Origin of the sequence: Vibrio sp. 10N.261.52.C2, assembly GCF_041471425.1 — a bacterium.
GTDB lineage: Bacteria > Pseudomonadota > Gammaproteobacteria > Enterobacterales > Vibrionaceae > Vibrio > Vibrio crassostreae_C.
The window spans coordinates 1-24629 of sequence record NZ_JBFROH010000037.1 but is presented as its reverse complement, the minus strand read 5'-3'; the positions used below and the strand labels follow the sequence as shown (position 1 = coordinate 24629).

At 44.4% G+C, this 24629-nt stretch carries 22 protein-coding genes; 21 read left to right on the top strand and 1 reads right to left on the bottom strand.

The window, feature by feature from the left end; genetic code table 11:
- From nrfD to AB4307_RS15170, 13 genes are all read left to right on the top strand, one after another.
- Nucleotides 1-975: a cytochrome c nitrite reductase subunit NrfD gene (gene nrfD, locus AB4307_RS15230; RefSeq protein WP_372132317.1), complete on the top strand. Its 975-nt coding sequence runs from the start codon at nt 1-3 to the stop codon at nt 973-975.
- A gap of 167 nt (nt 976-1142) precedes the next feature.
- Nucleotides 1143-3059, top strand: a complete 1917-nt coding sequence (locus AB4307_RS15225) for a heme lyase CcmF/NrfE family subunit (RefSeq protein ID WP_372132314.1) — start codon at nt 1143-1145, stop codon at nt 3057-3059.
- A complete protein-coding gene (locus tag AB4307_RS15220) occupies nt 3040-3594 on the top strand; it encodes a DsbE family thiol:disulfide interchange protein (protein ID WP_017063563.1) in 555 nt (184 codons plus the stop codon). Before AB4307_RS15225 ends, AB4307_RS15220 begins: the two co-directional genes overlap by 20 nt.
- Complete coding sequence (gene nrfF / locus AB4307_RS15215) at nt 3591-4031, top strand: heme lyase NrfEFG subunit NrfF (protein WP_372132311.1); 441 nt, start codon at nt 3591-3593, stop codon at nt 4029-4031. The genes AB4307_RS15220 and nrfF overlap by 4 nt, the downstream gene beginning before the upstream one ends.
- An 89-nt stretch (nt 4032-4120) precedes the next feature.
- Nucleotides 4121-4297 carry a hypothetical protein gene (locus tag AB4307_RS15210; RefSeq protein WP_017063565.1) on the top strand — a complete coding sequence of 59 codons (177 nt, stop codon included), beginning with the start codon at nt 4121-4123 and terminating at the stop codon, nt 4295-4297.
- 249 nt (nt 4298-4546) lie between these two features.
- The gene (locus AB4307_RS15205) at nt 4547-5143 is read left to right on the top strand and encodes a GTP cyclohydrolase II (protein WP_009848836.1); all 597 of its coding nucleotides are present in this window, start codon (nt 4547-4549) and stop codon (nt 5141-5143) included.
- A gap of 176 nt (nt 5144-5319) precedes the next feature.
- The gene (locus tag AB4307_RS15200; protein WP_017063566.1) at nt 5320-6579 is read left to right on the top strand and encodes an imelysin family protein; all 1260 of its coding nucleotides are present in this window, start codon (nt 5320-5322) and stop codon (nt 6577-6579) included.
- Nucleotides 6580-6690: 111 nt separating this feature from the next.
- Nucleotides 6691-8079, top strand: a complete 1389-nt coding sequence (locus AB4307_RS15195) for a di-heme oxidoreductase family protein (protein WP_372132308.1) — start codon at nt 6691-6693, stop codon at nt 8077-8079.
- 159 nt (nt 8080-8238) lie between these two features.
- The gene (locus tag AB4307_RS15190) at nt 8239-9300 is read left to right on the top strand and encodes an imelysin family protein (protein ID WP_372132306.1); all 1062 of its coding nucleotides are present in this window, start codon (nt 8239-8241) and stop codon (nt 9298-9300) included.
- Complete coding sequence (locus tag AB4307_RS15185; RefSeq protein ID WP_372132336.1) at nt 9290-10378, top strand: DUF1513 domain-containing protein; 1089 nt, start codon at nt 9290-9292, stop codon at nt 10376-10378. Before AB4307_RS15190 ends, AB4307_RS15185 begins: the two co-directional genes overlap by 11 nt.
- An 80-nt stretch (nt 10379-10458) precedes the next feature.
- Entirely contained in the window at nt 10459-11997 is a 1539-nt protein-coding gene (locus AB4307_RS15180) for a L,D-transpeptidase family protein (protein ID WP_372132303.1), read from the top strand.
- Between the two features lie 197 nt (nt 11998-12194).
- Entirely contained in the window at nt 12195-12743 is a 549-nt protein-coding gene (gene mepK, locus AB4307_RS15175; protein ID WP_017060953.1) for a peptidoglycan L,D-endopeptidase MepK, read from the top strand.
- Nucleotides 12744-12948: 205 nt separating this feature from the next.
- Nucleotides 12949-13602 carry an MBL fold metallo-hydrolase gene (locus AB4307_RS15170; protein ID WP_017060954.1) on the top strand — a complete coding sequence of 218 codons (654 nt, stop codon included), beginning with the start codon at nt 12949-12951 and terminating at the stop codon, nt 13600-13602.
- Between the two features lie 111 nt (nt 13603-13713).
- On the opposite strand, the gene AB4307_RS15165 is transcribed toward AB4307_RS15170, so the two are convergent.
- Entirely contained in the window at nt 13714-14514 is an 801-nt protein-coding gene (locus AB4307_RS15165) for a DUF2982 domain-containing protein (RefSeq protein WP_372132301.1), read from the bottom strand.
- A gap of 220 nt (nt 14515-14734) precedes the next feature.
- On the opposite strand from AB4307_RS15165, the gene AB4307_RS15160 reads away from it, so the two are divergent.
- From AB4307_RS15160 to AB4307_RS15125, 8 genes are all read left to right on the top strand, one after another.
- Complete coding sequence (locus AB4307_RS15160; protein WP_017060956.1) at nt 14735-15127, top strand: hypothetical protein; 393 nt, start codon at nt 14735-14737, stop codon at nt 15125-15127.
- Between the two features lie 553 nt (nt 15128-15680).
- Nucleotides 15681-16775: a TRAP transporter substrate-binding protein gene (locus AB4307_RS15155; protein WP_017060957.1), complete on the top strand. Its 1095-nt coding sequence runs from the start codon at nt 15681-15683 to the stop codon at nt 16773-16775.
- Between the two features lie 197 nt (nt 16776-16972).
- Nucleotides 16973-17518, top strand: a complete 546-nt coding sequence (locus AB4307_RS15150) for a TRAP transporter small permease subunit (RefSeq protein ID WP_017060958.1) — start codon at nt 16973-16975, stop codon at nt 17516-17518.
- 9 nt (nt 17519-17527) lie between these two features.
- The gene (locus AB4307_RS15145) at nt 17528-18811 is read left to right on the top strand and encodes a TRAP transporter large permease (RefSeq protein ID WP_029235146.1); all 1284 of its coding nucleotides are present in this window, start codon (nt 17528-17530) and stop codon (nt 18809-18811) included.
- 104 nt (nt 18812-18915) lie between these two features.
- Nucleotides 18916-20271, top strand: a complete 1356-nt coding sequence (locus AB4307_RS15140) for a cache domain-containing protein (protein ID WP_019821218.1) — start codon at nt 18916-18918, stop codon at nt 20269-20271.
- Nucleotides 20264-20902 carry a response regulator transcription factor gene (locus AB4307_RS15135; protein ID WP_017060961.1) on the top strand — a complete coding sequence of 213 codons (639 nt, stop codon included), beginning with the start codon at nt 20264-20266 and terminating at the stop codon, nt 20900-20902. Before AB4307_RS15140 ends, AB4307_RS15135 begins: the two co-directional genes overlap by 8 nt.
- Before the next feature lie 169 nt (nt 20903-21071).
- A complete protein-coding gene (locus AB4307_RS15130; RefSeq protein WP_372132298.1) occupies nt 21072-22670 on the top strand; it encodes a BCCT family transporter in 1599 nt (532 codons plus the stop codon).
- Nucleotides 22671-22941: 271 nt separating this feature from the next.
- Nucleotides 22942-24513 carry a BCCT family transporter gene (locus AB4307_RS15125; RefSeq protein WP_017060963.1) on the top strand — a complete coding sequence of 524 codons (1572 nt, stop codon included), beginning with the start codon at nt 22942-22944 and terminating at the stop codon, nt 24511-24513.
- Nucleotides 24514-24629 lie beyond the last annotated feature (116 nt).

Genomic DNA, 24629 nt, shown 5'->3' with positions numbered 1-24629 from the left:
ATGAGTGCATGGGATACAGCGTTTCAATCAGGTACCGTGGTTTGGGACTGGATCATTGCTATCTATCTGTTTTTGGCGGGTATGTCAGCGGGTGCAGTGATGATCTCGATTTACCTTAAGAGAAAGGTGATTGAGGACGATCCAGCGAATAATGGTGTATTAAAGGCAACGGCTTTTCTAGCACCATTCGGGATCATCTCAGGTTTATTGATCTTGGTTTTCCACCTGACGAAACCACTATCATTTTGGAAGATCATGATCTTTTATAATCCGACGTCAGTGATGTCGATGGGTGTGATCTTATTCCAAGTGTATATGGTGATCCTATTTGTTTGGATCGGCATTATATTCCGAAATCAGATTGCCGTATTCTTGAGTGATCAAGCATGGTTAAAAGGGCGACTCGATTTTGTCAGTAACTGGATTGGCAAATTAGAATCTTTTGAGAATGTTTTTGAAATATTCTTAGCTGTGCTTGCGCTATTACTTGCGGCTTACACTGGCTTCTTACTCTCTGCGCTAAATACCTTCCCAATGCTGAATAACCCAGTGTTGCCGATATTGTTCTTATTCTCGAGTTTATCCTCGGGAGCGGCGGCATGTATTTTATTTGGTGTGTTGGTCTTTAAGGAGTCTCCGCATAGTGCGAGTATTTCTTGGATCCACGGCTTCGAACGTCCTGTTGTTATGTTTGAACTGTTTGTCCTTGTTACTTTCTTCACTGGGTTGATATTTGCTGGTGGTCAAAGTGAGCAGGCAGTATGGAACGCGATTGGCGGTGGTTTCTGGGCAAGTTGGTTCTGGTATGGCGTAATTGGTGTGGGTATGGCTTTACCCTTGTTGCTTAACGCCGTGACACCAGCATCGGTTCGCCATAGTACTGTGTATATTTTCTCTGTTACTTCATTGAGTCTGATGGGCGTATTAATGCTAAGAACGTTTGTCCTTTATGCAGGACAATTAACGTTAGCTTAATTTCGCTCAAGGTTATAAGTGAGTGGATGTTGGATACTAAACATCTGCTCACTAAATTTCTTTTCGCTGAGTAGCAATAGCTAGTTGAGTTACATCAGCTAGTTGAGCAATCAATGCCAATAATGGTTTAACTTGGTTCTGCTTAGGTAGAGCCTGATTGAGGTGATATGGTCGGTTCTTTGGGGCTGTTTAGTTTAATTTTGGTCGCTGTTCTCAGCAGCATTATCGCTGTGTATTCGATGTATCAAATGCTAACTAAACAAGCACAAAATGTGGCTTTAATTCGCAGTTTCTCCCTCTCTAGCGCTTTGTTTTCCATTGGCGCTATCGTTTTACTTGGCTATGCCTTTGTAGGTGACGACTTTTCCATCCTCTATGTTGCAGAACACTCCAATACTCAATTACCCACCTTCTTCAAAATGGCCGCTGTGTGGGCTGGACATGAAGGCTCATTGCTATTTTGGGTCTTAACCATTAGCTGTTGGTCGGGTGTGATTGCCCTACAAAAGCAATATTCTTCTGAGTATCAGAGCCACGTATTGTGGGTGATGAATGTGTTACTCGCGATATTTGCATGGTTTACCTTATTTGCTTCGAACCCATTTGAACTGAATTCGACCTTGCCACTTGAAGGGCGTGACCTTAACCCAATGCTGCAAGACGTTGGTTTGATATTCCATCCGCCTCTGTTGTATTTGGGTTATGTTGGTTTCTCTGTGGTCTTGGCATTTGCTGTGGCCGCTTTGCTGGTGGATCCGATTGAGTTCGATTGGGTCGCTCATTGTCGCAGTTGTTGTTTGGTCGCTTGGATCTTTTTAACCGCAGGGATCATTCTTGGTTCTTGGTGGGCATACTACGAGTTAGGGTGGGGTGGTTGGTGGTTCTGGGACCCGGTAGAAAATGCCAGCCTATTACCTTGGCTAACATCAACCGCTCTATTGCACAGTTTGGGTGTTGCTAAAGGCAAGCAACAGTTGCTGAAGTGGTCACTTAGCCTTGCTTTCATTACGTTTTGTTTAAGTATCCTCGGTACTTTTATTGTTCGATCTGGCGTCCTCACTTCCGTTCATGCTTTTGCTGTTGACCCAACCAAAGGTATCGCGCTGTTGCTGATACTGGTTTTGGTGTTAGTGAGTTCGTTTTCTCTTCTTATTGTTCGTGGTGAATCTTTCGAGTCGAATCCAATCACTAGCTTTGCGAGCAAAAGCTTTTTGAGCTTAGTTGCGGTGCTTATTTTTGTTCTCGCGACTGCTGTCGTAGTGTTCGGCACGTTTTATCCCATGGTATTTGAACTGCTTGGACTGGGAAATATCTCGGTCGGTGCACCTTACTTTAATCTCTTGATTGCACCTTTGGCTTTGCTTGCGTTGGCTGTCGTCGGCCTTGCCCCATTGCTGAGTATTAAGCCTCAAGCATCGAAAGGCGTTATTACGTTGATCGCTCTAGCATCTATTTGCCTCGGGTTTGTCTGTTACGCTTTGCAAGTAGAGAAGGTCCAAGTGATGGTGCTGATGACATGGTCACTCGCATTTTGGGTTTTACTCACTCATGTGTATGGCTTGGCAGTAACGCGCAGTTCCAAGTTTCAACGTAAAGTCTGGGTGATGACCTTTGCCCATGTTGGGGTTTCAGTGTTAGCGATAGGTGCCGCGATGAACAGTTACCATTCATTTGAGCGAAGTTACAAATTGAGCCCAGGTGAAGAGGTTGAGTTTATGGGTTGGACGCTCTCTCATCGTGATACCGAGCTCTATGTCGCCTCCAACTTTACTGCAGAAAAAGCGATACTCGAATTAGATGCTAGCGAGCAAAGCTTTTCCATCGCGCCAGAAAGAAGACACTACCAAGTTCGTGTTATGAACATGAGTGAGCCTGCAATGAAGTGGTTCTGGCATGGCGATGTTTATATCACCATGGGCGAGAAAGTCGATTCCACCGCTTACGCATTTCGTGTTCAGTATAAGGCGTATGCGCGCTGGATCTGGTTTGGTGGGCTGTTCTCCATTATCGGCGCTTTGCTCTCATTGACTCATCGTAAAAAGAAAACCGTTAAGGCGTCACAGTATGCATACCAGCGTTCGTAACAAGCTAATTACTCTAATTGCCTTAGCATTGATTGTGGTGCTGGGATTTGTCTTTGCGCTTGATAATAAGCAGCAGTCGACCATTGTGTCTGAACAACAAAGGGCATTTCCAGAATTTACATCGACTGCGTTAGTGAATAGTGAAGGCGTCAATGGTCAGCAGAAAATTACGCTTACTGATGTCACGCAGCACCCTTATCAACTGGTTAATGTATGGGCATCTTGGTGCGGGATATGTAAAACCGAACATTCATTTTTGCTTCAACTTCACGATAAAGGCATTCCCATCGTTGGGCTTAATTATCGAGATAACTCTGGGGCTGCGATTAACGTGTTATCGAACGATGGCAACCCGTACTCAACCGTGATCAGTGACCCTCAAGGCAAGTTAGCATTAGAGTTGGGCGTAATCGGCACACCTGAAACGTATTTGGTTGATGCTAATGGCCAGATCATTAAAAAGCTATTGGGCGTGATTAATGAAATGGTATGGAAAGATGAACTTGCGATGTATTTTGATGGTGTGAATGGATGATGAAGTCTCTAGTACAAACCTTGTTTATGCTGTCAGCTCTTTTAGTGATTAGCCTTTCAACCATGGCTGAAGATCTGTTTACTGCCAGTAATAAAGAGACGAGTATTCAAGTTGAACTGTTTGAGTTTGAAAACCCAGAACAACAGCAACGTGCTATTAGCTTGGCGAAAACGTTACGCTGCCCACAATGTCAAAACCAAAATCTGATTGAATCCAACTCACCAATAGCAAAAGACTTACGCCTTGTTGTGTTCAATATGGTGAAAGCAGGGAAGAGTAATAATGAGATTACTCGATATATGACGGAAAGATTTGGTGAATTTGTACTTTATAAGCCGGCGATGAAGGTTTCAAATCTATTACTTTGGTTGCTACCGAGCCTATCATTTCTCTTATTTATATATTTATCAGTAAAAAGTGTTAGGAAGAGCTCATAAAAATTGTGTATTACTGTTTACCAATTGACCTGTATTTTGTAACATTGACTGATTATAAAGGCTAAGCACTGCTATATAAGGATGTATCTGTGGATAACGTAATCTCAAATTTAAAGAAAGAGTTCCATACTCATGTCCGATCTGATAAATGGGCAGAAAAATACAGTGCAAAGTCGAGCATTTCTACGCTTACTCAAGAAGAGTTAACCGAATTAGAGAACGCTTGGGTTCAGCTTGTCATCTGGAAGCAAACTCAAGTAAGTTGATCGTTCTGTAAAAAATCGTAGTCTTAGCCGCAACTGATTAATTTATAACCCCATGTTGGTCATCCCAATGTGGGGTTTTTTCTTATGTGAAAAATAATTGTTATATTATAACAATTTGTACGAGGTCGACCTTGAAAAAAATTGTTAACAGCCTCATAGTGTCTATCATTAGATAGTTAGCTACAAAATATTGCCTAGACATATAATGTAGTGTTGTTAAATACATCGAATTTTCAAGTGAGTATAGCTATGGCGGAAGTGCGTGCCAGAATAGATTTCAAAGTAGGGGTAACAAGCAGTATAGATGCTGAACTTCTGTCTTTTCATGGATTGAAAACAGATAAAGAGCATGTTGCTGTGATATTTAAATCAGCAGACAAGACACAAGACATACCTCTTGTTCGTATGCACTCTGAGTGCCTGACTGGTGATGTTTTCCATTCTTCTCGCTGTGACTGTGGCGAGCAGTTAGACGAAACCATTAGAATTATGGGTGAGACGGGTGGGGTGATTCTTTACTTACGCCAAGAAGGTCGTGGTATTGGCTTGTACAACAAAATCGATGCGTACCGTCTGCAAAGCGAAGGCATGAACACCTATGAAGCCAACAACCACCTAGGTTTTGGCGATGACCTACGCGATTTTACTGAAGCTGCTGAAATGCTACGCGCCTTAGGTACTACAAAAATCCGCTTAGTCACCAACAACCCTAAGAAGATCAATGAGCTAAAATCTTTTGGTATTGAGATTGAAGAAGTGGTGAATACCTCTGCTCATATCAAATCGGGTAATGAAAGCTACCTGAAGGCAAAAGTCTCACACGGTAAGCATAATCTGGATATCTGATTAGCCTCTTTGTTACGCTTAACATAAAAATGTTTAAAGACCTCACATATGTGAGGTTTTTTTGTATTTATCTTGCAATAAAATTGTAAGTTTGTATTATTTGAATCCGTAGTGCAAATGATAATGGTTTGCACTATTACTACGAATAATAATTTAAAGCTCAACAAGGATGCTTCATGACCATTAAATCTTTAGTGACAAAAGCCGTAACTTCGTCACTCATTTTTGCCTCTGCTTCTTCTTTCGCAGCAGTAACTCAAGATCAAGTTGTAGAACATTACGCAGATATTGCGCATGCAGTGTTTGCAGATTCAGTAATTACAGCTAAAGCGTTGAACTCTTCTATTGATACCTTCTTAGCTTCTCCTTCTGCTGGCAACTTCGAACAAGTAAAACAAGCTTGGCTTGAGTCTCGCGTACCATACCAACAGTCAGAAGTTTTCCGCTTCGGCAACGCTGTTGTTGATGATTGGGAAGGCCAACTGAACGCATGGCCACTTGATGAAGGCCTGATTGATTATGTTTCGACTGATTACCAATATGAACTTGGTAACGAAGGCGCTAGCGCAAACATCGTGGCTAACAAGACTTTCCAAATTGGTCAGACTACCGTTGATGCAACCAACATCACCCCTGAGCTAATCGCAGACTTGAACGAGATCGGTGGTTCTGAAGCGAACGTAGCGTCTGGCTACCACGCAATTGAATTCCTACTTTGGGGCCAAGATTTAAACGGTACAAACAGCGGTGCAGGTGAGCGTGCTTACACTGATTTCGTTGTTGGCGCTGAGTGTACTAACGGCAACTGTGACCGTCGTGGCGCATACCTAAAAGCATCTGCTGAGCTACTTATCCAAGACCTAGAATGGATGGAAAAGCAGTGGGCTGAAGGCGAGAAAGGCAACTACCGTCAAGAACTGCTTTCTGAATCTAGCGAAAACGGCCTACGTAAAATGTTATTCGGCATGGGTTCACTGTCTCTTGGTGAGCTTGCTGGTGAGCGTATGAAGGTGGCTTTAGAAGCTAACTCTACTGAAGATGAGCACGACTGCTTCTCTGATAACACGCACAACTCTCACTACTACAACGAGCAAGGCATCTACAACGTTTACACGGGTCTATACAAGCGTGAAGACGGTACTCTGCTTTCCGGCCCAAGCCTGTTCGACCTAGTAGAGCAAAAAGATGAGCAAGCTGCGAAAGAGATTCAAAAGCAGTTTGACCTAGCACGTGCACAAGTAGGCGAATTAGTAACGTCTGCAGAGAAAAACAACCAGCACTTCGATCAGCTAATCGCTGCTGACAACGCTGCGGGTAATGCACTAGTAAACAAAACAATTGTTGCGCTAGTGTCTCAAACAGCGGCTATTGAGCGTGCTGCGGGTGTGATTGGCATTGATAGCCTAAACCCAGACACAGCGGATCACGAGTTCTAAGAACCCGAGCCGACACAAATGTAAGGGCTCTGATTGAGCCCTTAATTGTTTGATCCTCAAGAAAGCCACACCCACATAAAAACTAAAATCAAAAACACAGCAAGGCAATGTATGAAGTCGTATCTCTCAGCCTCACTATTAACCGCACTGTTTTTCGTATCTCCATTACACGCTCATGAAACCTACTCTGGCGGCAAAACGACCGTGAAGAAAGAAGGAGCGAACGCTTTTTCCCTTCCCGCAGCCAATCTACCAATGAGTAAGCGCTTGGATTTCAGCGTAGGTAATAGCTTCTTTAGAAACCCTTGGGTTCCTGCACCGTCATCAACCGATGCTCGTGATGGGTTAGGACCACTATTTAATACTAACGGCTGTCAAAACTGCCACATCAAAGATGGTCGTGGTCACGCGCCAGAAGAAGGAGATGAGAACGCAGTATCCATGTTGGTTCGTTTAAGCATTCCGGCTGAAACGCCTGAGCAGCGACAAGCCTTCATTCGAGATGGTGGAATTCCAGAGCCGACGTACGGCGGTCAGCTACAAGATTTTGCGCTTCAAGGTGTAAAACCAGAGGGCAAAGTGAACATTAGCTACACGGATGTTCCTGTTGAATTCAAAGACGGCACCGTCGTTACTCTGCGTAAACCCACTTTAAATATTACTGAACTTGCTTTCGGCGAGATGCATCCTAAGACCGAGTTTTCAGCTCGAGTGGCGCCGCCAATGATTGGTCTTGGTCTGCTTGAGAGCATCCCACAAGAAACGATTCTTGGCTTCGCGAAGCAACAAGCTGCGGACAGCCAAGGCGTAACAGGCAAAGCCAATTATGTTCTTGATGTTCAAACTAACGAAATGGCGTTGGGTCGATTTGGTTGGAAAGCCGGACAGCCAAACCTAATGCAACAAAATGCTGCAGCATTTAACGGCGATTTGGGCTTAACAAGCAGTTTGTTCCCGAACGAAAACTGCACATCAGCTCAATCAACCTGTGATGATTTTCCAAATGGTGGTGAACCTGAAGTCAGCGATAATATCCTAGATTTTGTTGAGTTCTATTCGCAGCATTTGGCGGTTCCAATTCGTCGCAACGTTGATAAGCCTGCGGTTGTTCAAGGTAAAAAACTGTTTAAAGCTATTGGTTGCCAAAGTTGCCACCAAGCTGAAATTCGCACAGCAGAACGTGAAGGCTTACCTGCGTTGTCTAAACAGCTAATCAGCCCATATACCGATATGTTACTGCACGATATGGGAGAAGGCTTAGCCGACAATCGCCCTGAGTATCTTGCCAATGGTCAAGAGTGGCGTACCACACCACTTTGGGGATTAGGTTATACCAAAGAAGTGAACGGTCATACGTTCTTACTTCATGACGGTCGCGCAAGAAACGTTATGGAAGCGGTACTTTGGCATGGTGGTGAAGCAGAAATGGCAAAACAAAAAGTATTAGCTTTGAGTAGCAGTGAACGCGAAGCACTACTAGCGTTTTTGGACTCATTATAGGCTGTCTTGAATTCAGTTAAGCCAACGGCTTAGTTACTTAAGAAAACCGCTAACAAAAGACTGACTACCGCTGAACTTGTAGGGATACGAGGCCAGCGGTCGTTTCATATTTATTGAACTCATATAATTAAAAGAAAAACTAGGAAGTAAGGTAACAGCATGGCACATAAATTTTTGTTAATGCCCTTGTCGGTATTAATCATGGCAGGCTGCCAGTCATCGGGTGAGCAAACGGCTTCATCTGAGGTTAACGGTGTCTCTTATCAAGCAGACACGACTGCTCATATCAGCCGTAGCGTGTATCAACAAGAGTTTGATTCAGCCGTGCTATTCGCTAAGCAAGCCGGTGAGCTGGAAGTCTTGATGCAGGGTTACTGTGAAACCAACAATATTGAGCTGGATGCGTTGGAAAATCAGTGGCAGCTCACCATGAACAGCTGGATGGCACTGCAAGGACAAGAAAGAGGCCCAACAGCGGCATTGGAACAGAGCTGGAATGTTCAGTTTTGGCCAGACAAAAAGAACACCACAGGTCTAAAAATGCGTCAACTGACTCAGCAAGATAAAGCTTGGTCACAAGATGAAATCGCACAGCAGAGTGTGACTGTTCAAGGGCTTGGCGCCTTGGAGTGGTCTCTGTACGACGAGCAATCTCCATTACTGCAAGACAAAGCGTCTGGTTGTCTATCTTCACAAGCGATCGCACAAAACTTGGCAATGAAATCGGCCTCTATTGCTGAGGCATGGCAGGTTAACCCTTGGTTAGCGCTAGACGAGACTCGTTGGGAGTCTGAATACATCGCTTTATTGACCAACCAACTTGATTACAGCATGAAAAAGCTGAGTCGCCCGATGGCGAAAATTGGTCATCCGCGTCCTTACTTCTCAGAATCATGGCGCGCTCAAACCTCAATGACTCAGCTGAAAGCGAACGTAGCGGCGCTAGAGAAATTGTACTTAGCAGATGGTAGTGGTCTTGATGGTTTATTGAGAGAGAAGGGCTTAAATGACCTTGCCGATCGTGTTGCAGCCCAGTTCACGTTAACGTTAGATACTTGGCCGACAGATTCTAGCTTGTTTACTCTCCTACAGAGCAAAGAAGGCTACCGAGATGTGCTGACTCAATACAACAAACTAGAACGTTTGAAGTACCTGATTCATGAAGAAGTAGCGATAGAGCTTGGCGTGGTAATAGGATTCAATGCTACCGATGGTGACTGATATTACGCGAAGAACGTTACTCAAGGCTGCACTGGGTTGTGCAACTGTTCCATTACTTCCATTTGGCTGTGCGAGTCGAAAGGATGAGGCGAGTGCGTCGAACGATCCCCAACTGATTGGTTGTGCGCTTAATGGTCGTGGTCAATATTCTGCAGTTGTGGCTGACGAATTTGGCATGCCACTGAGCCAACTTCCCATCCCCAATCGTGGCCATGGCGTCGCGATTTGCCCAACCTCATCGCATGCGGTGGTTTTTGCTCGTCGTCCTGGTGACTATTTTATGGTGTTTGACTATAAAAACGGTCAGCAGATCAAAATGGTCGTCAAAGGTAACAACCGTCACTTCTATGGTCATGGCGTTTACTCATTAGATGGCAACTTACTGTATGCCACTGAAGGGAAAACGGACAGCAGCCAAGGTGTGATTGGCGTTTACGATGTCGCGCAAGGCTATCGTAAGGTCGAAGAGTTCAGCGGTTTTGGTATTGGGCCTCATGAAGTGATCATCATGCCGGATGGTAATCTCGCGATCGGCGTTGGTGGCGTTCATACTGATGGTAGAACACCGAAAAACCTCGATTCGATGCAGCCGAGCTTGAGTTATGTTTCTCCTGAAGGTGTGTTACTTGATCAGGTTGAATTGTTGGATAAGAAGCTGAGCATTCGACACTTAGCCCATGATGGTGCTGAATCCGTGCTTTGTGGCCAGCAATATCGTGGTGAACCAGATGAGTATCCTTCGCTATTGGCGATGCATACTAAAGGCGGAAAGTTTGAATCACTGAACGCAGAGCCAGAGCAATGGGCAAGGTTCAATCACTATATCGCCAGTATTGCGGCGTCAGATGATTGGATTATTGCGACTTCGCCAAGAGGCAACTGCTACGGTATTTGGTCTAAAGAAACCAAAGAGTTAGTAGAACTCTCTGCATTATCTGATGCTTCTGGCGCTGTGCTGCTTGATGGTGAGTTTCGATTAAGCTCTGGGGCGGGAAGTGTGGTAAGCCAGAGCAAGCCTTATGAGAAATCAACTCAACAATCATCGGTCCAGTGGGATAACCATTGGAGTTCAATCTGATTTATAAAGCCTCTTAAAAATAACATGCTTACTCCGATTTCTTTGCCATACTTATGAGATGGTTGGTGATGGAGTTAAGCATGTTCGCAAAATACTTCTGTGGATTATTAGTTCTAGTTTCTGTGCACGCATGGAGCTATACGAGTTCTGACGAGAGCCGATTTATTCCGGCTGATTCGGAGCTCTCTTTTATGCTGATTTATCCAGAGCTTACCCAGAGTATTTATCAAGACTCGTCTCTGCCTATTCTTTGGGATTCACCTGAACTTGTTAAGGCGTTTGAATTTCAATTGTCGCTTCTCGAACAAGCTCAAATGGCACCACTCTTCGATCGACAACTCAAGCAAATTCGTCACTATCAATCCCATGCTCAATGGCAAGAGTTGGACATATTACTCACCGATACTTTTATCTACTACCTGAGCTACGTTGAAAATGCGCCGCTTGCCGGTAAAGATTGGTACTTCTCGGGCAAGTTGCATTCCAAATTACCTGCGCCTTCTCCGCATATTCTGATGAGCTTAAAAAGCAGCGTTGCCAATGATTACTTATTGGAGATGGTGTTGTCTTACGCGCCGCCTGTTGGGGATTTTGACCAATTCAAAGCAACCTATTCGGTGTTAGAAACCGCCTCTGAACTCAATATTGAACGATATAGACAGAAAGGTTTGAAGCGCTTGGGTGACGAGCTTTCAGACAAGACGGTTCTTGTTGAGCGCATTGCTTTGGTTGGTGTTGATACCTCGATGATCGCGGTCGATTTTCCCAAGTTCGATCGAGATCTGCAAAAGGCGATTAAATCTTTCCAACGCATGCACGGTCTTACGGATGATGGGATCATCGGGCCAGACACGATCAAATGGATCAATATGGGCTTTGATGATCGACTTACTTCCCTAGCATTGAACGCCGAGCGTGCCCGCTTATGGCCAAGAAATAGAGACTCACTGATTGTGGTGAATGTACCTAGTTTTGATATGAAGTATTGGGAAGATGGGGAAGAGGTTTTTGAATCTAAAGTTGTGGTTGGGAGAAAATCGAGAAAAACACCACTCTTAGAGATAAAGCTTGATTCGGTTATCTTAAATCCGACTTGGAACGTGCCATGGAAAATCATGGTTAAAGATATCTTGCCTAAAGTAAAAGCCGACGAGAGTTATCTTGAAACACACAATTTTCAAGTGATCGATGGTTGGCGTTCGATGGAAACTGTCGATACTACCGAGATAGATTGGCAAACGATTAACTTTAGCTCTTTTCCTTATCGAATGCGCCAGCAAGCAGGCTCTAGTAACGCATTGGGTTTGTATAAGTTCAATACGCCCAACAAGCGAGCCATCTATCTCCATGACACCCCAAGTAAAAGCTTGTTTAACGATGACTTCCGCGCCTATAGCTCTGGTTGTATTCGTGTTGAGCATGCCGAGGAACTCGCGGAGTTGTTATTTGCGACTAAGGTAAAGAAAGTGCCGAATCAGGATGATGAACTTGCGCCCAATACTAAGGTTCGTCTCAAGAAGCGAATTCCAGTGCATATCATTTATCAAACCGTGTTGTTTGAAGAAGGAGGCATACAATACCGCGGTGATATCTACCAATATGATAAAGAGGGCGGTTGATTGAAATATGGTCAAGAAAGGTGATCTTGACTGAAAAATGACAACCAAGCTTCTATTGATAAAATTATAATGAGTATCAATAACTAACCGTGCAAAGGTTACAAATACTAACGTTTTGCACGGTTTTTGTACGTTGACGCAGCAAATTCCATTATGTATCGTGCATTTTTCGTTCGATCTAATTGGTTTTTTGCTGTATGTCTCAAAGTTTATTTTCACGCCGTCAGTTTCTGACTTACGCTGGTGGTACTGCTGTAGTCGCCTCTCTTACTCCTTCTATCGCTTTCGCTTCATACCCGGATCAACCAAGAACGATTAGCATGAACAATCTTCACACTGGTGAACGATTAGAGACTTGTTATTTCGATGGCACTAACTATGTTGGTGACGAGATGGCACGCCTTAGCAAACTGTGCCGTGACTTCCGCCGCAATGAGATTCATCCAATGGATAAGAACCTGTTTGATCAGATCACTCAGATTCAAAATGTACTGGGTATTCAAAAAGAAGTTCAAATCATCTCTGGCTACCGCTCTCCAGCAACCAACGAAGCGTTGCGCTCTAAGTCGAGTGGTGTCGCTAAAAAGAGCTATCACATGCTTGGTAAAGCGATCGATTTTCGTATCGATGGTGTTGATTTAAAGGAACTGAGAGACGTAGCTAAAAGTCTGCAAGCAGGTGGTGTTGGTTATTACGCTCGTAGTAACTTCATCCACATTGATACTGGTCCAGTTCGCAGCTGGTAGAGCTAAGCTGAGTTATTGAGTGATACGGTAGGCACTTGTCAAAGTAGACATCCAATGTCATAGTTTGCCCAAATTTCAGTTTGTTCTAATAATTCGGTTTATTGCTGCTCAGTTTGTTGCTGTTTAGTTTGTTATTGTTGGGTTTGTTGCCAATAACATAGCGATATTCGAGTTGTTCACCAGATTCGCTCTTTAAGGTTTGTATATGTCTCTTAAGTATCAAGTTGTACCTGTTACCTCTTTTTCTCAGAACTGCTCGATTGTGTGGTGTGATGAAACCATGGAAGGCATCGTTGTCGATCCGGGCGGTGATGTTCAACAACTCGCGGCTATCATTGAAGAACTCGGTGTTAAGGTTGTGAACTTGGTACTGACGCACGGTCACTTAGATCATGTTGGCGGTACGGTACCACTTGCTGAGATCTTGAAGGTTGAAATTGTGGGCCCGCATAAGGCAGACAACTTCTGGCTACAAGGTCTAGAGAATCAAAGTCAGATGTTTGGTTTCCCACTGTGTAAAGCTTTTGAACCAAACACTTGGTTAGAAGAGGGCGACAAAGTCACTTTTGGTAATCAAGTGATTGATGTGATTCACACGCCGGGCCACACGCCAGGTCACGTTGTACTGTTCAGTGAGCAAGCTCGTTTAGCGTTTGTGGGTGATGTGTTGTTTAACGGCGCAATTGGCCGTACTGACTTCCCACAAGGTGACTTCAATACGCTTATCGCTTCAATCAAGACTAAGCTTTGGCCACTAGGCAGTGACGTAACATTCGTTCCGGGCCATGGTCCTGAATCGACATTCGGTCGCGAGCGTGCATCAAACCCGTTCGTCGCAGATGAAATGCCTCTGTACTAATTAAATCTTTGATTTTACAACCGATTATTTGTGTCGATTGATTGAAAATGAAGCTTAGCTTTTGTCCTGAAAGCTAAGCTTTTTTATTGTGTGTGAACTTACTGGTAAACCTTAATCAGAAAGACGTTCAGCGGCAGCCAAGTAGCGTCGAGCCAGCCCCACAAACTCTTCTCCACTCATATTCAAATCATGGGTTGATATGAAAATGTCATAACCGTGGAAACCCCTTTGATACTTCATTCTGTTGGCAAGCATCGCCTGTAAGCCAGAATAGTCTTTAATCACCGCGTTTTGATTGTTTGTTTCATTCGGTGAATCAAGGTTGTCTTGTGATTGGTTATCGTTGAAATTAACGTCGTCGGTATTCTGTGACTCTTTATATTGGCTTAGTTCGATACAGCCACTTTCAGTACAACGCGCGTAGTAATGCGATGAGTCGAGAACCATATCCTCAAAGTTGGACTCTTTGCCTGCTTGCTTCGCTCCTAAGTACAAAAGTGCTCGTTGGCTGAGCAATAATTCACAAGTTATTTTAGGGCAAATCGAATCGAGGTAGGGCGAGTAATCTTTTACTTTAATTCCGACCCAGGGCAGAGGTTGATGCCAACCATCTTGTTCATAAGTGCAAAGACCAATTTTTTGGATGTTACTCCATTTTAAAACCCAACCCCCTTTGTAAAAGTGCTGCTGAAAATGAGTCGGGGTAAGTGTGAACATCACTCGGCTGCGCAGCATCAAATAGTAGCCAGTTCCCAGAAGCGCAATACTGCAAAAAGCACCCACGATCAGTAACTTTGGATTGTCACTGTAGAGCGCAACGATCAAGTAAATGAAGCCTAAAATAACGGCGAGGATACGGTACGAGCGAGTGAATGAAGGCAAAGAGAAATTACTAAGGTGACGAGTGTCCATAGGCAACACCAAGTTTTCATATTTTTGTCTGGATGGATAACCAGTGTATATGACCCTGAATTGATAAGTCGATGTTTAAATAATAGACGCTAGTAGACAATATCGGTATTTTTCGTCGACTTTCGACGCTTCACTCTACAAATAGCTCCTGTTTTTTGGTATAAATCGCGCTTCAAATTTTCACCACTGCGAAAAGAGCAGTGAACTGGAGAAATATTCAATGAGACTTGCTCATAAGCGTAAGGTGCAGGCTAAACTGCAGAAACGCACTAAAGCGGCTGTAGTTAAAGCAGTGGCAACGCCGAAAAAAGCGAAGCCTGTCGCAGAGAAAGTTGTAGCAGAAAAAACTGTAGCAGCAAAACCAGCGGTAGAGAAAGCAGTAGCAGCAACTAAAGAAGTTGCAGTAGCACTGACTCCTAAGCAACAACAAGTTCTAGACATCGTTGTTAGCAATGCTGAAGGCATTAACCCTAAAGGTATCGGCCTAGAAGCTGGTCAAGAAGACGCGAAAGCAGCTTCATGGGCAACAGGCGCATTGAAAAAACTTCTTGAAGAAAACCTAGTAGCGAAAGAGCAGCTAGCAGGTAACAAGGTTATCTACAAAGCTATCTAATCCTGTGGGATTACATTCGCTTCGTTAAGTTTTTAAGCCTCGATTTTCGAGGCTTTTTTGTATCTGGCACATTATGCCAAGTCCGAGCCCAAATCCAAGCCTAAACCTAGGCTCTATAATCTCAATTCCAATTCGATATACGGCTTAACTGATTAGTGTTGTCTCGTGTCAGAGCTTCGAATCAGCAAGCACTAAATTAGGGCGTTAGCTAGGTAGATCAAGAGAGCAAAGCCTTGATTTTTTCCCCTAAAATACAGCAATGAATAGAGCTTCATCACGAAATGGCAATCAATTGTTAAGAGTATTTAATTATTAATACTTAGGTATTTATCAATACGCATTGCCTTGGTGAATATCCAAACTCCTTTGAAATCGACACTATTCAATCATCTCCTACGTAGTTCTACTTAATCCTTTGGTCTAATACGTAACTTTGTTAACGCCATGCGTGCGTGCTCTCCCTGATATCTTGTTGCCTCATCACGGTGCACTCTTATGTTGAATCATAAAAAATGCTCATAGAAAGAGTGTTAACCCAACAAAGGACGTGAACATGAGTCTCATTTCTAACTCCCTCACACGAGTTTTTAAAAACGTTGCAGTAACTGCTGCGGCTTGTTTAGCTTTGGTCGCTACTGGTGCTACAGCCGCTGATAAGGTTTACCGTTTAAAACTTGCGGAAACTTGGGGACCAAACTTCCCAGTTTTCGGTGATGCAACCAAAAACATGGCGGCGATGGCTGAGAAGATGTCGAATGGTCGACTGCAAATCAGAATCGATTCAGCAAACAAACACAAAGCACCTCTTGGCGTTTTTGACATGGTTAAGTCTGGTCAATACGACATGGGTCACTCAGGCTCTTACTACTGGAAAGGTAAAGTTCCAAACACTCTTTACTTCACTTCTATGCCTTTCGGTATGACGCCTGCAGAACAATACGCGTGGTTCTATCACGGTGGTGGTATGGAGTTAATGGAGCAGGTTTACTCTCCACATAACTTGATGTCTTTCCCTGGTGGTAACACGGATATCCAGATGGGGGGTTGGTTTCAAAAAGAGATCAACAGCGTTGAAGATCTACAAGGTCTGAAAATGCGAATCCCGGGCTTTGCAGGCGAGATTCTTGCTGAGCTAGGTGCTAAACCGACGAACATTGCCCCAGGTGAACTTTACACGTCTCTAGAGCGTCGCACGATTGATGCACTAGAGTGGGTAGGTCCATCGCTGGATTTACGAATGGGCTTCCACAAAATCGCGCCTTACTACTACACAGGTTGGCACGAGCCGGGTTCAGAGCTTCAATTCCTAGTGAACAAGCGTACATGGAACAAGCTGCCTGAAGACCTACAAGAAATCTTACGTGTTGCAATGCGTACTGCGGCTTACGACATGTACACACAAGCAACGCACGAAAGTGGTAAGAACTGGGTTTCAATGAAGACAGAATACCCAGATGTACAAGTGAAAGATTTCCCACCAGAGGTTATGTCTGCTCTGAAAGAAGCGAACGATCGCCTACTGGCTGCACATGCTGAGAAAGATGAGCTAGCAAAAGAGATTCAAGCTTCACAAGCAAGCTACCTAGAGCAAGTACGTTCATGGACGGATATTTCACATAGAGCTTATCTAAATAGCCAAGCGAAATAATCGACAGTTGTTGAACTGAATCTAAATGAACCCGAAGCTTTTCTTATTGAGTATTTAAGAGTGAATAAGCCGAGGGTTCATTTAAAACATAATAACTAAGCAGGATAAATCCTGTATTACGCTCAAGAACCTTTTCTACGTCCTACAGCTCGTTACCTCAGCTGCGCGATGTCTTTTCAAATTCCATGGAGTCGGGAATGCGAAGTCTAATTTATATTGAACGCCTGTTTAATCGTATCGGTGACGCACTGGGATGGCTTTCCAGTATGTTGTTTATTTTACTTATCGCCAACGTCGTGTATGACGTTGTCATGAGATATGCCTTCAACGATGTCTCTATCGCCTTCCAAGAGATGGAATGGCACCTTTTCTCCGCCGTTTTCCTACTCGGTGTTCCTTATGCCATCAAGGCTGGTGGCCATGTTCGAGTTGACGTGTTCTATGAGCAACTGAGCTTTAAAGCACAAGCGATTATTGACCTGCTTGGCACGCTTATCTTTCTACTTCCGTTTTGCCTGCTGGTGGCTTGGTTTGGTATCGATGTTGCCAAAGAGAGTTATGAACTGGGTGAAACCTCAGGCGATCCCGGTGGCCTGCCGTATCGCTGGATCATCAAAGCTATGATCCCGCTGTCATTCTTTTTGATGGCACTTAGTGGCGTAGGTTTGATCCTGCATTCACTGAATAAGATTTTTAATCCGCATCTTATCCATGCAAACAATATTCATACAAAAAACAAGTAGAGGCTGAACATGATTGGAATAGTAATGTTTTTCGTAGCCTTGTTTGCGCTTTTACTTGGCTTCCCAGTGGCGTTTACCTTTGGTGGTATCGCGTTAATCTTTGGTGTTTGGGCTGAGGGCATTGAAATGTTTGCCTTCATGCCATATCGAATTCAATCCATTATGGAAAACACGGTTCTGATGGCCGTTCCATTGTTTGTTTTTATGGGGCTCGTTCTACAAAAGACCAAGCTTGCTGAGCAGTTGCTTGAGTCTATGGGGCGACTGTTTGGCGGCGTTCGTGGTGGTATCGCGATTTCAACCGTATTAGTAGGTTCACTACTTGCGGCTTCTACTGGCGTGGTTGGTGCTTCTGTTGTTGCTATGGGACTTATCTCCCTACCTGTAATGCTCAAGTACAATTACGACAAAGGCTTAGCCTGCGGCACTATTTGTGCGTCTGGTACGCTAGGGCAGATCATTCCACCCTCCATCGTATTGATTCTATTGGGTGATGTTCTAGGTGTTCCTGTAGGCGACTTGTTCCAAGCGGCGATTTGGCCAGGCGTGATGCTGGTCGGCGCGTACATCGTTTATATCTTGATATACGCAAAGCTACACCCTGAAGCGGCTCAACCTATTGAACGTGATGACTCCATCAGCCGTAAGCAGGAAGTGTTTAATGCACTGAAAGCGATTCTTCCGCCTCTAGCGTTAATCATTGTTGTACTGGGCTCTATCTTCGCAGGTGTTGCTACGCCAACAGAGTCAGCCGCATTAGGTGGCGCGGGTGCGATGATACTTGCACTGCTTTACGGTCAATTTAGTTGGTCGATGGTGTACGAGGCGTCGAAAGAGACGGTGAAAGTAACGGCGATGGTATTTGCTATCTTGTTGGGTGCAACGGCATTCTCAATGGCGTTTACCTACACTGGTGGCGACTATCTGGTTGAAGAGTGGATGCTACAACTGCCAGGTGAAAAATGGGGCTTCCTGATCATTACCATGCTGGTGATTCTGATTCTGGGTTTCTTCATCGACTTCGTAGAGATCTGTTTCATCATCGTGCCGATCATTGCGCCAGTTGCTGAACTGATGGGCATCAACATGACATGGTTCGCTATCCTTATTGCGATGAACCTACAAACTTCCTTCTTAACGCCGCCATTTGGTTTTAGTTTGTTCTATTTAAAAGGCGTAGCACCGAAAGGCGTGACGACTAAGGACATCTACCGAGGTGTGATGCCGTTCATTCTGATTCAAATCCTCGTACTTGGATCACTTCTCGCTTTCCCATCTTTCTATGGAATGTGAGTGAAGCCAAGAATGTGAATGATATGTTTCGACGGCTATCTATAAATTGCTAAAGTAAAACGGCTTATTGATGTTCAGTAAGCCGTTTTTTGTGAGGGAAAGGAATGCCTCTAAAAGCCAAGCTGATTTTGCTGACGTTGCTCCCGTTGCTGCTGGTAACGGCGAGTATTAGTTGGATCTCGCTGCACCAGACTAAGACGTTAGGCGCTAAAGAAGTCGAGATCTTTAGAGACAGCCTAATCAAGTCACGTGAAAACGCCCTCAAAGACACGGTTGATCTCGCGTTCGACGCCATAGAACACGTCTATAACGATCCAAATATCCAAGAAGCCCAAGCCAAAAAAAAAGTTCGAACCATATTGTCTAAACTTAGATATGGCTCTGATGGGTACTTCTTCGCATACGATCGCCACGGGACCAACTTGGTTCATCCAATTCAGCCAGAATTGATAGGCCAAAACCTACTCCAACTGCAAGATGAAGATGGCGATTTTCTGATAGAGGCTCTGTTAAGAGAAGCGCAAACCGGAGGCGGGTTTCACCAGTATTTGTGGCAAAAACCGTCGACGGGTGAGGTGGTGTCTAAGCTGAGCTACGCCGCTTGGTTAGAGCGTTGGGACTGGATGATTGGCACCGGCTTGTATATTGAAGACGTACACCAAGAAGTGGCTTCGATGCAGGCTGCGATAAATAAGAATATTGAAACCACGTTCTTTTCGATTGTGGTGATTTTGAGCGTAACGGTCGCGGTCATCATCGTGCTGACCTTGGCTATTAACATGCATGAACATCGGATTGCTGATAACAACTTAAAGGAGCTGGCGCATAAGACGGTGATGTTCCAAGAAGACGAGAAGAAGCATCTAGCGCGTGAGTTGCATGATGGTATTAACCAATTATTAGTGTCGAGTCGTTGCCATTTGGAACTGCTCGGTAATAAGCTACAAAATGAAGACCTTAAAGCACATTTGAATAAGTCGCAGCATTCACTGATGCGAGCAATCGAAGAAGTGAGGCACATCTCGCATCAACTTCGTCCAAGTTCGTTGGATGATATTGGTTTAGAGGCGGCATTGTCTTCATTGTTGTTAGATTTTCAGGCGCATTCGGGTATTGAAGTAGAAACCTTGTTTAGCACTCAACAGGGTAAGTTGAAATCTGAGGCTGCGACAACCTTGTATCGAGTGGTGCAAGAGTCGCTGAATAATATCGAGAAACACGCGCAAGCGACCAAAGTAACGGTTATCGCTCAGCAAATTGGTAATGTGTTGCAACTACTGATTCAAGATAACGGTGTCGGTTTCAACACCTATAAAGCGATGGAAAAACGAGGGATCGGGCTGCGTAACATGAGAGAGCGAGTGGAGTTCATCGGTGGTGACTTTGAATTGATGAGTGAGATTGGCCTCGGAACGGAAATTACAGTGTTACTGACACTAGAGGGATTAATGAATGAGTGAAGTTATTCGAGTTGTGATTGCTGACGATCACCAAGTGGTACTGGATGGCTTTATGGCGAGATTGGAACTCGAGCCAGATATTAGCGTGATAGGTACCGCCAGCAATGGACTAGAAGCGGTAGAGGTCGTTAAGTCTCTGCGCCCTGATGTGGTGTTGATGGATATCAGCATGCCTATCATGAATGGCATTGATGCCACCCATCTGATTAAAGAAGAAGACCCAGAAGCCAAGGTCCTGATGCTGACCATGCATAACAACCGTGAATACATCATGAAGGTGATGCAGTCGGGGGCTGTCGGCTACATGTTGAAAGAGATTTCGGCTGAAAAAATGGTGCAGGCAATCAAAACGGTCAATCAAGGCTCGACCTATTTCTGTGAAAAAGTCACGCAGAATTTGTTTACTCAGCCGATTACTCCGACGCCATCGGTCAAGAATCCATTGAGTAGACGTGAAGAGGCTGTGCTGAAATTAGTCGCAAAAGGGGAGAGCAGTAAAGAGGTCGCAAAGGCGCTGAATATCAGCTATCGAACGGTAGAAACCCATAGGCAAAATATTAAGCATAAGCTCGATATTCACTCTACGGCAGAGCTTGCTAAATATGCGGTCAGCTCCGGGCTTGTGGACTGATCTTACGCTAAATAACGTTAAATGTGTAATTTAATTACTAAATGTGTAATTTACGCCTCCTTTATGGAGGTTTTTTTAGTATTTTTGCGACAGGTTGATATTCTTCTTTTCGAAATTTAAGCGCCGAATGCAATGTTGCAAACTGTGCGCTGCAAATTAGAGAGGAAGCATGGAGCCTGTAAAAGATAGGTATAGTATTGAAAATACCGATTATACAGTAGGACAAGATAACGTTCAGAAATGGGGTTTTGATGTTCATAACCCAGTATTTGGAATCAGTGCAGGGGCGATCATTATCTTCCTGTTGGCACTTCTAGTCGCAGACCCTGAAACCGCAAAAGCGGCGCTTGATGGAATCAAATGGAAAGTCATTGGTAACTTCGATGGTTTCTTCATGTGGGCAGCAAACATCTTCGTAATTTTCTGTTTTGCCCTCATTGTCTCCCCGTATGGCAAGATACGTATTGGTGGCAATGATGCCAAAGCAGAGCACTCAAACCTATCTTGGATGTCGATGTTATTCGCCGCAGGAATGGGTATTGGCTTAATGTTCTGGGGTGTTGCTGAGCCAGTAGCTTATTTCACTGGCTGGTATGAAACACCACTAGGTGTTGAAGCTTACTCTCCTGAAGCGGCGAAGTTGGCTCTTGGTGCAACCATCTACAACTGGGGTCTGCACGGTTGGGCGATTTACGCGGTTGTTGCTCTAGCGCTTGCCTTCTTCACCTTCAATAAAGGTTTACCTCTATCAATCCGCTCTATTTTCTACCCTATCTTGGGTGATAGAACTTGGGGTTGGTTTGGTCATATTGTTGATATCGTCGCTGTGCTTGCAACGCTATTTGGCCTTGCAACTTCATTGGGCTTAGGTGCTCAACAAGCGACCAGTGGTATTAACCATGTATTTGGTACCGATGGCGGTATTGGCATGCAGCTGATTGTTATCGCTGTGGTTACTTTCTTAGCGACAATGTCCGTGGTTCGTGGCATCAACGGCGGCGTAAAAGTGCTAAGTAACGTGAATATGCTGGTGGCTTTAGGCTTGCTGATCTTTGTTACGATTGCAGGTGGCATGGCGGGTATTAAAGCAATCCCAACCGCGCTAATGGGCTACATTGAAAACTTCATTCCCTTAAGCAATCCTCACGGTCGTGATGACGAAACGTGGATGCAAGGTTGGACGGTATTCTACTGGGCGTGGTGGATGTCTTGGTCACCATTCGTAGGCATGTTCATCGCTCGTATCTCTAAAGGTCGAACGATTCGTGAATTCATCGTTGCTGTATTGTTCATCCCAACGACAGTAATCATCATCTGGATGGCTATTTTCGGTGGCATCGCGATTGATCAAGTGGCGAACAAGGTGGGCGAGATTAGTGTGAATGGTCTGCAAGATATTACACTTTCTCTTTTCCATACTTACGATGCTCTGCCAATGAGCTCTGTGCTTTCAGTGGTATCGATTGGTTTGATTATGGTGTTCTTTATCACCTCTTCTGATTCAGGCTCATTGGTTATCGATAGCATTACCTCTGGCGGTAAAGTGGATGCACCGGTTCCACAACGTGTATTTTGGGCGTTGATGGGCGGCGCGATTGCAGCGGTTCTACTATGGGTTGGTGGTACGGAATCTATTCAAGCACTGCAAGCTGGAACGGTATCGATGGCGCTACCATTTGCCTTCATATTATTGCTTATGTGCCTAAGCTTATTGCTAGGTTTACGAACTGAAAATCAATTGGTTAAGCACCAAAATGCTTTGAGTTAAAAGTATTTTTGATAAAAAGGTCGACAGGGTCGACCTTTTTTTCGTCATATACTTGAGTAATTACGTGAATATTGTTTGAAATTCCATCGAACCGATTCTAGTTTACTGAAAACAACAAGTTAACCTGCTAAACTTCAGACATCCAAGTATTTGAATTATTGTGACAACAGCTTGTACTACTTGGATCGTAGGTTCGAGTTTGTAATTAAGTCGCAGGTAAGTAAGGAATACGAGGTCAATAGACCCTAATAGAATTCCGTAGAGAGGGATGATGACTAAAGGTATAGATAAATACAGTATCGACAGTACGGATTACACTGTCGGTCAAGATAACGTCCAAAAATGGGGTTTTGATGTTCATAACCCAGTATTTGGTATTAGTGCGGGACTTATCGCTTTGTTCCTGATCGGTGTTCTTATTACAGATACCGCTTCAGCAAAGGCTGCGCTAGATGGCGTTAAAGGCCAGATTATCAATTCGTTTGATTGGCTTTTCATCTGGTCGGGTAATATTTTCGTAATTTTCTGCTTAGGTTTGATTGTTTCTCCGTACGGCAAAATCCGCCTTGGTGGTGTTGATGCGACGGCAGATTACTCATTCTTCTCTTGGCTATCGATGCTGTTTGCCGCAGGTATGGGTATCGGCTTGATGTTCTGGAGTGTGGCAGAGCCAGCGGCTTACTTCACGGGTTGGTTTGAAACTCCGTTAGGTGTTGAACCAAACACACCAGAAGCTGCAAAACTGGCATTGGGCGCAACCATGTATCACTGGGGTCTACACCCTTGGGCGATTTATGGCGTAGTAGCACTGTCACTTGCGTTTTTCTCTTACAACAAGGGATTGCCTCTTTCTATCCGTTCTATCTTTTACCCAATTTTAGGTGATAGAGCTTGGGGCTGGGCAGGTCACATTGTTGATATTCTTGCTGTACTTGCAACGCTATTTGGTCTGGCGACATCGTTAGGTCTTGGTGCACAACAAGCGGCAAGTGGTATTCAGCATGTATTCGGCATTGAAGCGGGCTTAGGTCTGCAAGTTATTGTGATTACAGCGGTGACTTTATTGGCGGTAGTATCAGTACTTCGTGGTATTGATGGTGGCGTTAAAGTTATCAGTAACATCAACATGTTGGTGGCTTTCCTACTGCTTATCTTAGTGGCTCTAATCGGCTACGCGGTGACTTTAGGTTCTATCCCAACGACATTGATGGCATACATTGAAAACATCATTCCGTTGAGTAACCCTCACGGTCGTGAAGATGAAACGTGGATGCACGGTTGGACTGTATTCTACTGGGCTTGGTGGATCTCATGGTCTCCATTCGTAGGTATGTTTATCGCACGTGTTTCTAAAGGTCGTACCGTTCGTGAGTTCATCACAGCAGTACTGATTGTACCGACTACAGTGACTATCATTTGGATGTCAGTATTCGGTGGCATGGCGATTGACCAAATCGTGAATAACGTTGGTATTCTTGGTCAAGACGGCCTAACAGATGTATCACTAGCAATGTTCCAAATGTTTGATGCACTGCCGTTCGGGACTCTGCTTTCAATCATTGCGGTTGTATTGGTTCTAGTATTCTTCATTACATCGTCTGACTCAGGCTCTCTAGTAATCGACAGCATCACCGCGGGTGGTAAAGTTGATACGCCTGTGCCTCAACGTGTGTTCTGGGCGTTCCTAGAAGGTGCGATTGCTGTGGCTCTATTGTGGGTTGGTGGTACTGAAGCAGTACAAGCTCTACAAGCGGGTGCAATCTCTACAGCATTGCCATTCACCATCATTCTATTACTGATGTGTGTGAGCTTGCTAATGGGTATGCGTACAGAAAAACGCTAGGCTTTGTAAGCTGAAATCTACTGCAATTTATACGCAGTAGAGTGGTAAATAATATGAAGGCAGAAGAGGAAACTCTTCTGCCCTTTTTGTTTCTTCTGTCCCGTCCTGAAATGTGT

What these genes read in the sequence shown, in the direction of transcription:
- nrfD (WP_372132317.1), top strand. Translation starts at nt 1, where the DNA reads ATGAGTGCATGGGATACAGCGTTTCAATCAGGTACCGTGGTTTGGGAC.
- AB4307_RS15225 (WP_372132314.1), top strand. Translation starts at nt 1,143, where the DNA reads ATGGTCGGTTCTTTGGGGCTGTTTAGTTTAATTTTGGTCGCTGTTCTC.
- AB4307_RS15220 (WP_017063563.1), top strand. Translation starts at nt 3,040, where the DNA reads ATGCATACCAGCGTTCGTAACAAGCTAATTACTCTAATTGCCTTAGCA.
- nrfF (WP_372132311.1), top strand. Translation starts at nt 3,591, where the DNA reads ATGATGAAGTCTCTAGTACAAACCTTGTTTATGCTGTCAGCTCTTTTA.
- AB4307_RS15205 (WP_009848836.1), top strand. Translation starts at nt 4,547, where the DNA reads ATGGCGGAAGTGCGTGCCAGAATAGATTTCAAAGTAGGGGTAACAAGC.
- AB4307_RS15200 (WP_017063566.1), top strand. Translation starts at nt 5,320, where the DNA reads ATGACCATTAAATCTTTAGTGACAAAAGCCGTAACTTCGTCACTCATT.
- AB4307_RS15195 (WP_372132308.1), top strand. Translation starts at nt 6,691, where the DNA reads ATGAAGTCGTATCTCTCAGCCTCACTATTAACCGCACTGTTTTTCGTA.
- AB4307_RS15190 (WP_372132306.1), top strand. Translation starts at nt 8,239, where the DNA reads ATGGCACATAAATTTTTGTTAATGCCCTTGTCGGTATTAATCATGGCA.
- AB4307_RS15185 (WP_372132336.1), top strand. Translation starts at nt 9,290, where the DNA reads ATGGTGACTGATATTACGCGAAGAACGTTACTCAAGGCTGCACTGGGT.
- AB4307_RS15180 (WP_372132303.1), top strand. Translation starts at nt 10,459, where the DNA reads ATGTTCGCAAAATACTTCTGTGGATTATTAGTTCTAGTTTCTGTGCAC.
- mepK (WP_017060953.1), top strand. Translation starts at nt 12,195, where the DNA reads ATGTCTCAAAGTTTATTTTCACGCCGTCAGTTTCTGACTTACGCTGGT.
- AB4307_RS15170 (WP_017060954.1), top strand. Translation starts at nt 12,949, where the DNA reads ATGTCTCTTAAGTATCAAGTTGTACCTGTTACCTCTTTTTCTCAGAAC.
- AB4307_RS15165 (WP_372132301.1), bottom strand. Translation starts at nt 14,514, where the DNA reads ATGGACACTCGTCACCTTAGTAATTTCTCTTTGCCTTCATTCACTCGC.
- AB4307_RS15160 (WP_017060956.1), top strand. Translation starts at nt 14,735, where the DNA reads ATGAGACTTGCTCATAAGCGTAAGGTGCAGGCTAAACTGCAGAAACGC.
- AB4307_RS15155 (WP_017060957.1), top strand. Translation starts at nt 15,681, where the DNA reads ATGAGTCTCATTTCTAACTCCCTCACACGAGTTTTTAAAAACGTTGCA.
- AB4307_RS15150 (WP_017060958.1), top strand. Translation starts at nt 16,973, where the DNA reads ATGCGAAGTCTAATTTATATTGAACGCCTGTTTAATCGTATCGGTGAC.
- AB4307_RS15145 (WP_029235146.1), top strand. Translation starts at nt 17,528, where the DNA reads ATGATTGGAATAGTAATGTTTTTCGTAGCCTTGTTTGCGCTTTTACTT.
- AB4307_RS15140 (WP_019821218.1), top strand. Translation starts at nt 18,916, where the DNA reads ATGCCTCTAAAAGCCAAGCTGATTTTGCTGACGTTGCTCCCGTTGCTG.
- AB4307_RS15135 (WP_017060961.1), top strand. Translation starts at nt 20,264, where the DNA reads ATGAGTGAAGTTATTCGAGTTGTGATTGCTGACGATCACCAAGTGGTA.
- AB4307_RS15130 (WP_372132298.1), top strand. Translation starts at nt 21,072, where the DNA reads ATGGAGCCTGTAAAAGATAGGTATAGTATTGAAAATACCGATTATACA.
- AB4307_RS15125 (WP_017060963.1), top strand. Translation starts at nt 22,942, where the DNA reads ATGACTAAAGGTATAGATAAATACAGTATCGACAGTACGGATTACACT.